10 protein-coding genes and 1 other annotated feature are annotated in these 13059 nt (G+C 38.0%); all 10 genes read left to right on the top strand.

All coding sequences use genetic code 11. The features are described from left to right. The first annotated feature begins 169 nt into the window (after positions 1–169). The 10 genes from hemA (at position 170) to AC1DMU_RS03775 (ending at position 12998) form a co-directional block, all read left to right on the top strand. Complete coding sequence (gene hemA, locus AC1DMU_RS03820) at positions 170–1504, top strand: glutamyl-tRNA reductase (protein ID WP_000547847.1); 1335 nt, start codon at positions 170–172, stop codon at positions 1502–1504. 17 nt (positions 1505–1521) lie between these two features. Then, entirely contained in the window at positions 1522–2355 is an 834-nt protein-coding gene (locus AC1DMU_RS03815) for a cytochrome c biogenesis protein (protein WP_000008998.1), read from the top strand. A 15-nt stretch (positions 2356–2370) separates the two neighbouring features. Beyond that, a complete protein-coding gene (gene hemC / locus AC1DMU_RS03810; RefSeq protein ID WP_088064514.1) occupies positions 2371–3300 on the top strand; it encodes a hydroxymethylbilane synthase in 930 nt (309 codons plus the stop codon). Positions 3301–3302: 2 nt separating this feature from the next. After that, positions 3303–4055: a uroporphyrinogen-III synthase gene (hemD, locus tag AC1DMU_RS03805; protein WP_476941470.1), complete on the top strand. Its 753-nt coding sequence runs from the start codon at positions 3303–3305 to the stop codon at positions 4053–4055. A 20-nt stretch (positions 4056–4075) separates the two neighbouring features. After that, a complete protein-coding gene (gene hemB / locus AC1DMU_RS03800) occupies positions 4076–5065 on the top strand; it encodes a porphobilinogen synthase (protein ID WP_476941469.1) in 990 nt (329 codons plus the stop codon). Continuing rightward, a complete protein-coding gene (gene hemL, locus AC1DMU_RS03795; RefSeq protein WP_088064511.1) occupies positions 5065–6354 on the top strand; it encodes a glutamate-1-semialdehyde 2,1-aminomutase in 1290 nt (429 codons plus the stop codon). The genes hemB and hemL overlap by 1 nt, the downstream gene beginning before the upstream one ends. A 109-nt stretch (positions 6355–6463) precedes the next feature. Next, positions 6464–7441, top strand: coding sequence for a stage VI sporulation protein D (gene spoVID / locus AC1DMU_RS03790; protein ID WP_048541357.1), 978 nt, complete (start codon positions 6464–6466; stop codon positions 7439–7441). Positions 7442–7503: 62 nt separating this feature from the next. Beyond that, positions 7504–8529 carry a spore coat protein YsxE gene (gene ysxE, locus AC1DMU_RS03785; RefSeq protein ID WP_088064510.1) on the top strand — a complete coding sequence of 342 codons (1026 nt, stop codon included), beginning with the start codon at positions 7504–7506 and terminating at the stop codon, positions 8527–8529. Between the two features lie 158 nt (positions 8530–8687). Beyond that, positions 8688–8920: a binding site (T-box leader), on the top strand. 38 nt (positions 8921–8958) lie between these two features. Beyond that, positions 8959–11604 (top strand): valine--tRNA ligase, encoded by a 2646-nt coding sequence (locus AC1DMU_RS03780; protein WP_088064509.1) that lies wholly within the window; start codon positions 8959–8961, stop codon positions 11602–11604. Between the two features lie 92 nt (positions 11605–11696). After that, positions 11697–12998, top strand: coding sequence for a bifunctional folylpolyglutamate synthase/dihydrofolate synthase (locus AC1DMU_RS03775; RefSeq protein WP_088064508.1), 1302 nt, complete (start codon positions 11697–11699; stop codon positions 12996–12998). Positions 12999–13059: the final 61 nt, after the last annotated feature.

The raw sequence follows: 13059 nt of genomic DNA, 5'->3' as shown, positions 1-13059 counted from the left end.
AATCATTATAAAGTAGAAAGTCTTTATTAGTTTTACTGAATCTCCTTTATTACATACGGAGAATAAATAAAAAATAATCGGTTGTTCACACGATTGTCAGATTCATAAGAGGAAAGTTGTATTATGATAGTAGATAAAGTGATAAAACGGGTGAAGGGGGACATGCTGCGTGCATATTCTTGTTGTTAGTGTAAATTATCGAACAGCCCCTGTAGAATTTCGTGAGAAACTCACATTTCAGGCAGCAGAGCTAGAGCAAGCAATGACTACATTACAAAATCAAAAGAGCGTGTTAGAGAATGTCATTGTATCAACTTGTAATCGCACTGAGATTTACGCTGTTGTCGATCAATTACACACGGGACGGTATTATATTAAGAAGTTTTTAGCTGATTGGTTTCAGCTTGAAATAGAAGAAGTCGCACCATATTTAACTATTTTTGAACAAGACGGTGCAATAGATCATTTATTCCGCGTGACGTGCGGTTTAGATTCTATGGTAGTTGGAGAAACACAGATTTTAGGCCAAATAAAAGATAGCTTTTTAGAAGCGCAACAAGTAAAAGCGACAGGCACAATTTTTAATGAGTTGTTTAAGCAGGTGGTTACGTTAGCGAAACGTGCGCACTCAGAAACGACGATTGGTGAAAGTGCGATGTCTGTTAGCTATGCTGCTGTTGAGCTCGGAAAGAAAATATTTGGTGAGTTAACAGATTGTCATGTGCTTATTCTTGGTGCTGGTAAGATGGGTGAGCTGGCACTGCAAAACTTATATGGAAGCGGTGCTCGAAAAGTAACCGTCATGAATAGGACGTTTACGAAAGCGGAAGTAATGGCTGAGAAATATATGGGACATGCAAAGCCTTTAAGTGAATTGCAATGTGCATTATTAGAAGCAGATATTTTAATTAGTTCAACTGGTGCATCTGAATATGTCATTACGAAAGAGATGATGACAAAGGTAGAGAAAATGCGCTCTGGTCGTCCGTTATTTATGGTGGATATTGCAGTGCCACGTGATATTGATCCAGCGATTGATGAACTAGAAGGTTCTTTCTTATATGACATTGATGATTTGCAAGGAGTAGTGGAAGCAAATCGTGCTGAGCGTTTGAAAGAAGCAGAGAAAATTCAATTTATGATTGAAGAGGAAATTGTTTTATTTAAAACGTGGTTAAGTACACTTGGTGTTGTTCCGTTAATAGCAGCTCTTCGTGATAAGGCACTTGCTATCCAAAGTGAAACGATGGAAAGCTTGGAACGAAAAATACCGAATCTTAGTGATCGTGAGAGAAAAGTAATTAGTAAGCATACGAAAAGTATTATTAATCAATTATTAAAAGACCCAATTTTAGTAGCGAAAGAAATTGCTGCTGAAGAGGGAGCAGACGAAAAATTAGCGTTATTTGCAAAGATTTTCGACTTAGAAATGGAAGATGTAGAGAGTTGTGCGGAAGAAGTAGAACATAAAAGAGCGTGGACACCATCCGTTCCATCTTTATAATTTGGAAGGATGATCGGATGAGTTTTTTAAATAACAGTATTATTTATCATATTGCAATTATTTTATATGCTTGTAGCATTAGTTTATATTTTATAGATTATTTCCAAAGTAACCGAAAGGCGAACCGATTTGCTTTTTGGTTACTTTCGATTGTATGGGTTCTGCAGTCTATCTTTATGTTACTTAGGGCTACAGATTCAGAAACGAACCCTATATTAACTTTATTATCAGGGATTTATTTTTATGTTTGGCTATTGATTACGATGTCGTTAGTCATTAATCGATTTATGAGAATTGACTTTCTAGTCTTTTTTACAAATGTTGTCGCATTTGGCGTAAGCGCTTTTTCTATTTTTACACCGCTCGGAAAGATGTCGCCGGTACTGGCAGAGCAATTAGTTTCAGAACTTGTATATGTACATGTCGGTATGGCTATTATTTCTTATGCAACTTTCACTGTATCGTTCATTTTTTCTATTATGTATTTATTGCAATATCGCCTATTAAAAAAGAAAAAATGGAATGCGAGATTAAGAAGGTTAGGGAATTTACCGAAGCTAGAATCGATGTCTTACGGATTAAATTTATTTTCTGTTCCATTTTTCTTATTAGCTATTTTATTAGGATGCATATGGGGATATACGAAATTGGACAATTTCCATTGGTATGATACGAAAGTAATCGGATCTTTTGTCGTTCTATTTGTATATTGTGCTGGCCTGTATTTACGAGTGGCAGATGTGTTGCAAGGGAAGAAAATCGTGCAGTGGAACATCGGAGCATTTCTCGTAATGCTAATCAATATTTTTCTATTAAGCAGTTTATCCAATTTCCACTTTTGGTATTTATAATGAGGAGAGAGAATTATGCGCAAAATTATTGTAGGGTCACGAAAGAGTAAATTAGCATTAACGCAAACAAACTGGTTTATTGATCAGTTAAAAGCACTAGGTTTACCATATGAATTTGAAGTGAAAGAAATCGTCACAAAAGGTGATGTTATTTTAGATGTTACTCTTTCAAAAGTAGGCGGAAAAGGCTTGTTTGTTAAAGAGATTGAACATGCGTTACTTACGAAAGAAATTGATATGGCTGTACATAGTATGAAAGATATGCCGGCCGTACTTCCAGAAGGATTAATGATTGGTTGTACACCGAAGCGTGTTGACCCTCGTGATGCTTTTATCTCAAAAAGCGGAGCAGCGTTTAAAGAGTTAGCAGAAGGCGCTATTTTAGGTACGAGTAGTTTAAGACGCAGTGCACAATTATTAGCTGCGAGACCAGATTTACAAGTGAAGTGGATTCGAGGAAATATCGATACACGTTTACGTAAATTACAAGAAGAAGATTACGATGCAATCATTTTAGCAACAGCTGGGTTACAAAGAATGGGCTGGGATAATGAAGTTATTACAGAACATTTAGATGAGACGTTATGTGTACCTGCTGTAGGACAAGGTGCATTAGCGATTGAATGCCGTGAGGATGATAAGGATTTACTACAGTTGTTAGCGCATATGAATGATGCAGTAACAGAAAGAACAGTGGCGGCAGAACGAGTATTTCTTCATAAACTTGAAGGTGGCTGCCAAGTTCCGATCGCTGGATATGCAACTCTTACAGAAAATGATGCAATCGAATTAACAGCTCTTGTCGGTTCTATGGACGGTTCTATTTTATTGAAAGAGACAGTAGTAGGAACTAATCCAGAGGAAGTAGGATTAGAGGCTGCGGACCGTTTAATTAAACAAGGCGCCAAAGAACTCATTCTTGCTGCAAATAAGGGGCAACAATAAATATGAACGCTCTCGCTGGCAAAACGGTATTAATTACACGTGCCCAGCATCAAGCGAAACAAATGAGTGTAGCGGTGAAAGAAAAGAGCGGAATTCCATTGGAAATTCCGCTTTTGCGTATGGAAGGTATGTCTCRTAGGCAAATTCAACATATAGCAGGGCACCTGCATTCGTATGACTGGGTTATTTTTACGAGTAAAAATGGAGTAGCTTTTTTTCTAGATAGTTTGAGAAAGAAGCTACCCGCAAAGACTAAAATTGCTGCAGTAGGCGTGAAAACAAGGTTAGAGTTAGAAAAGCGGGGCTATCAAGTGGACTTCGTTCCAACTGCATTTGTTGCAGAAGTATTTGCAGAAGAGTTTGTAAAAAGACTAAGTGGAAACGAGTGCATTTTATTTCCGAAAGGGAATTTAGCAAGAGATGTAATTCCAGTTGCACTTCGCGAAATTGGTGTTTCTCTAGATGAGCTAATCGTATATGGTACGAAAGAGAATGTAGGGAAAAGGCAAGAGCTTATAGTAGCGTTAGAAGTAGGGAAAGTAGACATTATTACATTTACAAGCCCTTCAACTGTTACTAGTTTTGTTCGTTTACTTGAGGGTACAAACTGGAGAGAATGGACAAAAAACTGTACAATTGCTTGTATAGGGCCTATTACGGAAAAAGAGGCGATCCTTTATTTTCCACATGTTATTATGCCGAAAGAGTACACTGTAGAAGCATTACTACAATGCATTTGTGAATCTATAAAATAAAAGAATGGGGATAGAAATCTATGAACTCTTTACAATTTAATCGTCATCGTCGCTTAAGACAAAGCGGTAATATGCGTGCGCTTGTGCGTGAAACGTTTTTACATACGGAAGATTTTATTTACCCTATTTTTGTATTAGAAGGAGAAAATGTTCGTAATGAAGTGCCTTCTATGCCAGGCGTATATCAAATATCTTTAGATTTATTGCAAGCTGAAATGCAAGAGGTTGTTGATTTAGGTATTCGTTCTGTTATTGTATTTGGTTTACCTGCTGAAAAAGATGAAGTTGGATCATCAGCATACTGTGATCATGGAATTGTGCAACGTGCAATTAAGCAAATTAAAGGTGAATTCCCTGAGCTAGTAGTAGTTGCAGATACATGTTTATGTCAATTCACAAGCCATGGTCATTGCGGTGTAATTGAAGATGGTATTATTTTAAATGACGAGTCTCTTGCAGTTCTTGCGAAAACAGCTGTAAGCCAAGCGAAAGCAGGAGCGGACATTATTGCGCCATCAAACATGATGGACGGATTCGTAACAGCAATTCGCCATGCATTAGATGAAAATGGTTTTGGACACGTACCAGTAATGTCGTACGCTGTGAAATATTCATCAGCATTTTACGGACCATTCCGTGAAGCGGCGCACGGTGCCCCGCAATTTGGTGATCGTAAAACATATCAAATGGATCCAGCGAACCGTATGGAAGCATTCCGTGAAGCAGAATCAGATGTAATGGAAGGGGCAGATTTCTTAATTGTAAAGCCAGCTCTTTCTTACTTAGATATCGTTCGTGATGTGAAAAATAACTTTAATTTACCAGTCGTTGCTTATAACGTAAGTGGTGAATATTCGATGATTAAAGCAGCAGCGCAAAATGGTTGGATTAATGAAAAAGAAGTTGTACTTGAAAAATTAATTAGCATGAAACGTGCAGGAGCAGATTTAATTATTACGTATCATGCAAAAGATGCAGCAAGATGGTTACAAGAAGGAGGCGCTAAATAATGAAAAAGTTTGATAAGTCGATTGCGGCGTTTGAAGAGGCGCAAGATTTAATGCCTGGTGGCGTAAATAGCCCCGTTCGTGCTTTTAAGTCTGTTGGTATGAATCCGTTGTTTATGGAGCGCGGAAAAGGCTCTAAAGTATATGATATCGATGGAAATGAATACATCGATTACGTATTATCATGGGGTCCTTTAATTCATGGTCATGCGAATGATCGTGTTGTTGAAGCTTTAAAATCTGTTGCTGAAAGAGGAACAAGCTTCGGTGCCCCAACGGAAATTGAGAATAAATTAGCGAAACTTGTTATTGAGCGCGTACCATCAATTGAGATTGTACGTATGGTTAACTCTGGAACAGAAGCGACAATGAGTGCGCTACGTTTAGCTCGTGGTTATACAGGACGTAATAAAATTTTGAAATTCATCGGTTGTTACCACGGTCATGGTGATTCGTTATTAATTAAAGCGGGTTCTGGTGTGGCGACGCTAGGTTTACCAGATAGCCCAGGTGTACCAGAAGGTGTAGCGAAAAATACGATTACCGTAGCGTATAACGATTTAGAAAGTGTGAAATATGCTTTCGAACAATTTGGTGATGATATTGCTTGTATAATTGTAGAACCAGTAGCAGGAAATATGGGTGTTGTTCCTCCGCAACCAGGATTTTTAGAAGGTCTTCGTGAAGTAACAGAGCAAAATGGTGCATTGCTTATTTTTGATGAAGTCATGACAGGATTCCGAGTTGCTTATAATTGCGGACAAGGTTATTACGGTGTAACACCTGATTTAACTTGTTTAGGTAAAGTAATCGGTGGTGGCTTACCAGTAGGAGCATACGGTGGTAAAGCAGAAATTATGCGCCAAGTTGCACCGAGCGGACCGATTTACCAAGCAGGTACTTTATCAGGTAACCCACTTGCAATGGCAGCAGGTTATGAAACGTTAGTACAGTTAACGCCAGAATCATATGTAGAATTTGAGCGTAAAGCTGAAATGTTAGAAGCTGGCTTACGTAAAGCGGCTGAAAAACATGGCATTCCGCATCATATTAACCGTGCGGGTTCTATGATTGGTATCTTCTTTACAGATGAACAAGTTATTAATTACGATGCAGCAAAATCTTCAAACTTAGAATTCTTTGCGGCTTACTATCGTGAAATGGTAGAACAAGGTGTATTCTTGCCACCATCTCAATTCGAAGGTCTATTCTTATCGACAGCACATAGTGATGCAGATATTGAAGCGACGATTGCAGCAGCTGAAATTGCAATATCAAAATTAAAAGCTTAATTGTTGAAAGAAAATCGCTCTCCATAAGGGGAGCGATTTTTTTTATTCATAAAGTCAGCTTTCCATACATAAATCTGTAATGACATATAGTTTGGGAGGGGGAAAAGAAGTGGCAACAGATCATTCATTACGTTTTTCATTAAAAGAATCTGTTTGGTTCCAAAAAGGACAGGAAGTCGAAGAACTTTTGTCAATTTCGTTAGATCCAGACGTTGAGATAGAAGAGCTTGATCATGAAGTTATCGTGAGAGGGCAATTAGATTTAACGGGAGAGTATGTTGCGCGGCAAGATGATTCGGCTTATTCATTAAGAGATTTATCGCCAGCGAAGTCGATTGATTATGTAGAAACAAGGGAAGATGGGGTTAATGAACTTGTTCATTCCTTTCCGCTTGAAATATCAATTCCGAGAAACCGTGTGAAAGTAATTGAAGAACTATATGTATCTATTGAGGAATTTGATTATGAATTAAAGGAAAATGGTTGCTTACAATTATTAGCGGATATATCTATCACTGGTTTATGTGATGAAGAAAGGATCGAGGATGAAGAGGAAGAAACAGCGTATGCTGAGTTAGAGGCTGATTCCGCACAAGAAGATGAAAATAGACCCGCCATGCACGTAGAAGAACCAGTCTATAAGGAATCAGATGAGTGGGAAGATTACGCATTTGAACCGTTTCAACTAGAGGAAAGAAAAGAGCAGGAAGTAGAGGAAGAGGAAATAGAAGAACATGAATTTGTGGAGCGTGAAGAGGAGAAAGAATCAACGCCACAATTTGAATTGTTCGGAAGAAAAGATTTCAAGAAAGAAAAAGCGAAAAAACAAGAAGAGCAAGAAGAAGAAACGTATTCACAGCGAGATGAAAATGCACTTTATTTAACGAAAATATTTACGAAAGAACCGGAAGAAGAATTTACAAAGTTAAGAATGTATTTCGTGCAAGAAGGGGATACAATCGAATCTGTTGCAGACCGTTATGAAACGTCTGTACAAAACTTATATCGTGTCAATCAAACAGAAGATATATATTTAACTGCGGGACAAATTATTTATATTCCTGTTTCAAGGGCAAAAGCGAAATAAGTGAGTGTTTTCACTCACTTATTTTCCTAAAGGCAATGTTTTGAATAGAAAGGGTTATTCGTATGGATATTGAATTACGAAATCGCTATGAACCCATTGTAAGGCAATATAGATTGGATACACAGCATATGGAAGAGCACGGAAGTGTAACGAAAATTTACACGAATCAAGGTCCGTATGCGCTCAAGAAAATAGAAGACGGAAAGTTAGAGAGGAATAACTTTTTGCACCATATTCAATATTTGAAGGAGAACGGTTTTTCAAATTATGTACCTATATACCATGCGACGGATGGAAATTATATTTTAAGTGACGGGACGTATAATTATTATTTAATGCCTTGGTTAGAACGTGCGGAAGGCAACGGCGAGGATAATGATCAATACCATAAAATGTTTCAAACTCTCGGGACGTTACATCAAAAAACGGTGAAAGAAGAAACGTATACAGAAGAAGATTTAGAAAAACATTATACAAATATATCCGATCGCTGGGAGAATGATGGTGAGATGTTAGAAGAGTTTCTCGTAGAATCTGAAGCGAAGTGGTATATGTCTCCGTTTGAATTGCAATATTGTACGTACTATCATCATGTAATGAGGGCGCGTGAGTTTGCAATGAAGCAATTAACTGAGTGGAACGATGCGATGAAAGAAAAAGAAAAAACACGTATTACTTTTGTACATGGTAACGTATCGCTTAATCATTTCTTATTTGATTATGAACGGAATGGCTATTTTATTAGTTTAGAAAAATCTAAGTTTGCCACACCGGTGCAAGATATAGTAGGGTTTTATTCTCGGTCTTTAAATACGTATCCAATTGCGCGAAGTGATCGGTTTGAATGGTATCAAATGTACCAAAAAAATTTCCCTTTTACGAAAGAAGAGCAACTACTCATGTTTGCATATATGACGTATCCATCGCAATTTATTCGGCAAATCCAGTCTTATAAGAAAAGAAGAGAGAGTCGCAATGAGGAAAATGAACTGCTCGGAGTAAAGAGCTTACAACAATCGCATTGGCTCGTTAGCAATATAGAATATTTCCTTTCGCAATTACAAGCTGCTCAGCAAGGGAGCGGATAAAGTGATGGGGTCTTACTGCCCGCAAATAGCGGGAGAAAGAAGATAAGTAGAGGATGCTACTTATCTTCTTTTTTTGCCCAAAAAGCCGTAGTATTAAATTTATCTTGACGAATAGGGTTTCGTTTTTTACACTATTGTATATAATAATTAACAATCATATAAATGCCTTGAAGGGGAAGAGTATAACAAGAAACGTCTTCAGAGAGGAGAATCATTAGCTGGGAGATTCTCTAGATAGTTATGTTAGAAGGTAGCCCTGGAGCATCTTTTCTGAACGGAATAGTTCTCATTAGGAAAAGACGGATTTGTCCGTTATCAAATTAAGAGTATAAGCAAATTCCTGAATTTGTTTGTAAATAAAGGTGGTACCGCGATGTCCCTCGTCCTTTTTTGGATGAGGGGCATTTTTTATTTTAAGGAGGGAAAATAATGTCAAACACGGAAAAGAATTTACCAACTAAATATGATCATATGTCCGTTGAAGAAGGCCTTTATCAATGGTGGCTTGAAGGCAAATATTTCGAAGCAACAGGAGATGAGAAGAAACAACCATACACAATTGTAATTCCACCTCCGAACGTAACTGGTAAGTTACACTTAGGTCATGCTTGGGATACAACTCTTCAAGATATTTTAACTCGTACGAAGCGTATGCAAGGTTACGATGTATTATGGCTTCCAGGAATGGACCATGCGGGTATCGCAACACAAGCGAAAGTAGAAGGGAAACTTCGTGAAGAAGGTATTTCACGTTACGATCTTGGCCGTGAGAAATTCCTTGAAAAAGCTTGGGAATGGAAAGAGGAATACGCGTCTCACATTCGTCAACAATGGGGGAAAGTTGGTTTAGGATTAGACTATTCTCGTGAACGTTTCACATTAGACGAAGGTTTATCTGATGCGGTTAATAAAGTATTCGTTCAATTATACGAAAAAGGCTTAATTTACCGCGGTGAATATATTATCAACTGGGACCCAGCAACACGCACAGCTCTTTCTGATATTGAAGTAATTCATAAAGAAGTTCAAGGTGCATTCTACCATATGAACTATCCGTTAACAGATGGTTCTGGTCATATTCGTCTTGCTACTACTCGTCCAGAAACGATGCTTGGTGATACAGCAGTAGCAGTTCATCCAGAAGACGATCGTTACAAACATTTAATCGGGAAAACAGTTACACTTCCAATCGTAGGCCGTGAGATTCCGATTATTGCTGATGAGTACGTAGAAAAAGATTTCGGAACAGGCGTTGTAAAAATTACACCAGCTCATGACCCGAATGACTTTGAAGTAGGTAACCGTCATGACTTACCACGTATCTTAGTAATGAACGAAGATGGATCAATGAACGAAAAAGCTGGTAAGTATAACGGTATGGATCGTTTCGAATGCCGTAAAGCGTTAGTGAAGGACTTACAAGAAGCGGGCGTATTAGTAGAAATCGAGCCTCATATGCATTCAGTAGGTCATAGTGAGCGTAGTGGTGCAGTTGTTGAGCCTTACTTATCAACACAATGGTTCGTAAAAATGGCTCCACTTGCTGAGAAGGCAGTAGAGCTTCAACAAAAAGAAGAAGAGAAAGTAACGTTCGTACCAGAACGTTTTGAAAACACATACTTACGCTGGATGGAAAACATTCACGACTGGTGTATTTCTCGTCAATTATGGTGGGGACACCGTATTCCAGCTTGGTATCATAAAGAAACTGGTGAAGTATACGTAGGTACAGATGCACCAGCAGATATTGAAAACTGGAATCAAGATAACGATGTACTTGATACATGGTTCAGTTCAGCGTTATGGCCATTCTCAACACTTGGTTGGCCTAATGAAGATGCAGCAGACTTCAAACGTTACTATTCAACAGATGCATTAGTAACGGGTTATGACATCATCTTCTTCTGGGTATCTCGTATGATTTTCCAAGGTTTAGAGTTTACAGGCGAGCGTCCATTTAAAGATGTATTAATTCACGGTTTAGTTCGTGATGAGCAAGGACGTAAAATGAGTAAATCTCTTGGTAACGGTATTGATCCAATGGATGTTATCGAGAAGTACGGTGCAGATGCAATGCGCTATTTCTTATCAACAGGAAGCGCACCAGGTCAAGATCTACGTTTCAGTATGGAAAAAGTAGAGTCTACTTGGAACTTCATTAATAAAATTTGGAACGCATCACGTTTCGTATTAATGAACATGGATGATATGAAGTATGAAGAAATCGATTTAACTGGTGAAAAATCAGTTGCGGATAAGTGGATTTTAACTCGCTTAAACGAAACAATCGAAAGCGTAACGCGTAACATGGATAAATATGAGTTCGGTGAAGCTGGTCGTTCATTATACAACTTCATTTGGGACGATTTCTGTGACTGGTACATTGAAATGGCGAAACTTCCACTATACGGTGAAGATGAAGCAGCTAAGAAAACAACTCGTTCTATTTTAGCTTACGTATTAGACCAAACAATGCGTCTATTACACCCATTCATGCCATTCGTAACAGAGAAGATTTGGCAACATTTACCGCATGAAGGCGAATCTATTACAGTAGCAGCATGGCCAACAGTTCGTGAAGATTTACAAGATACAGAAGCTGCGGCAGAAATGCACCTTCTAGTTGATATCATTCGCTCTGTTCGTAACATCCGTGCAGAAGTTAATACGCCAATGAGCAAAAAAGTTCAAATGCAAATTAAAGCAAAAGATGAGGCTGTACTTGCTCAACTTACGAAAAACAGCTCTTACATTGAGCGTTTCTGTAACCCAAGCGAATTAATAATTCAAACGGATTTACAAGCACCAGAAAAAGCAATGACTGCAATCGTATCAGGTGCAGAGTTATTCTTACCGTTAGCTGATCTTATCAATCTTGATGAAGAGAGAGCACGTCTTGAGAAAGAATTTGAGAAGTTCGACAAAGAAGTAGAACGTGTACAGAAGAAACTTTCAAACCAAGGTTTCGTAGCGAAAGCTCCTGCAGCAGTTATTGATGGAGAGCGTGCGAAAGAGCAAGACTACCTAGAAAAACGTGAAGCAGTTCGCCAACGTCTAGCAGATCTTGAAAAGTAAAATATTTTTTAGAGGCTCACTATATTGGTGAGTCTCTTTTCTTTGCGTATAATAGGGGTATGAAGGTTGTCTTTTGAAAGGGGAAAGCATACGTGATACATACATACGAAGAAGCGATAGGGTGGATTCATAGCCGATTGAAGTTTGGTATTAAACCGGGATTAGAAAGAATGAAATGGATGCTAGAAGAGCTCGGAAATCCAGAGCGTCACATAAAATGTGTTCATCTTGCTGGTACAAATGGAAAAGGTTCAACGTTAACATATATGCGCTACATGTTAGAAGATGCAAAATATAAGATAGGAACATTTACCTCTCCATATATTGAAACATTTAACGAACGTATTAGTGTGAACGGGACACCAATTGCAGATGAAGAGATTACTGAACTTGTAAAGATGGTAAAGCCAGTCGTTGAAAAACTAGATGGGACGGATTTAGGGGAAGCGACTGAGTTTGAAATTATTACTGTTATGGCAATTTGTTATTTCGGTAAAGTTAATTTCTGTGATGTTGTTTTATTTGAAACAGGGCTTGGAGGGCGCTTTGATTCTACGAATGTTATTCATCCTGTTCTCACGATTATTACAAATATCGGCCACGATCATATGCATATTTTAGGGAATACACTAGGAGAAATTGCATATGAAAAGGCGGGGATTATTAAGTCTGGTGTTCCGGTTATTACTGGTGTACAAGATGAGGAAGCATTGCAAGTCATTCAAAAAGTTGCAAAGGAAAATCATGCAAACTTATACGAGATGGGCAAGCATTTTACAGCGTTACATAAACAGTCTGGCGAAGATGGAGAACGGTTCGATTTCACTTGTCCTTTCGCCACTTTTGAAGATGTGCGAATCTCAATGAAAGGTGTTCACCAAGTAGGAAACGCAGCACTTGCACTTATGGCAGTCATGTATGTCAAAACATACTTATCATTTTTAATTGAGGAAGTAGAAATAAGAACTGGATTACAGGAAGCGTATTGGATTGGTCGATTTGAAAAACTGCAAAGCAATCCAGATATTATTATAGATGGTGCCCATAACCCAGAAGGTATCGAAAGTCTTGTGAAAACAGTAGAATCATATTACAAAGATAAAAATGTAATAGTTTTATTTACTGCCCTAGGTGATAAACAATTGCATAATATGGTAGATCAATTAGAAACCATTGCCGATGAAATTATTTTTACAACATTCGCCTTTGATCGTGCTATTTCTGCTGACAAGCTTGCATCGTATTCAAAGAAAGAGTCAAAACTAGTTTTTGAAAATTGGAAAGAGGCAATTGATACGAAGGTTGAAATGATTGGAGAAAATGATGTTTTTATCATAACAGGTTCTCTTTATTTCATTTCGGAAGTTCGAAAATATATTCGCGAGAAAAACTAGATAGTCTTTGCTATCTAGTTTTTTTGTTCTACAAATGAAGTCAAATGCATACATATAAGAT

Source organism: Bacillus sp. 01N45, assembly GCF_056399205.1.
The sequence above is the reverse complement of the archived record's forward strand: the minus strand, read 5'-3'. Positions and strand labels throughout refer to the sequence as shown.

Bases quoted from the DNA above. Each gene is read 5' to 3' on its own strand.
- AC1DMU_RS03815 (WP_000008998.1), top strand. From the start codon at position 1,522: ATGAGTTTTTTAAATAACAGTATTATTTATCATATTGCAATTATTTTA.
- hemC (WP_088064514.1), top strand. From the start codon at position 2,371: ATGCGCAAAATTATTGTAGGGTCACGAAAGAGTAAATTAGCATTAACG.
- hemB (WP_476941469.1), top strand. From the start codon at position 4,076: ATGAACTCTTTACAATTTAATCGTCATCGTCGCTTAAGACAAAGCGGT.
- hemL (WP_088064511.1), top strand. From the start codon at position 5,065: ATGAAAAAGTTTGATAAGTCGATTGCGGCGTTTGAAGAGGCGCAAGAT.
- ysxE (WP_088064510.1), top strand. From the start codon at position 7,504: ATGGATATTGAATTACGAAATCGCTATGAACCCATTGTAAGGCAATAT.
- AC1DMU_RS03780 (WP_088064509.1), top strand. From the start codon at position 8,959: ATGTCAAACACGGAAAAGAATTTACCAACTAAATATGATCATATGTCC.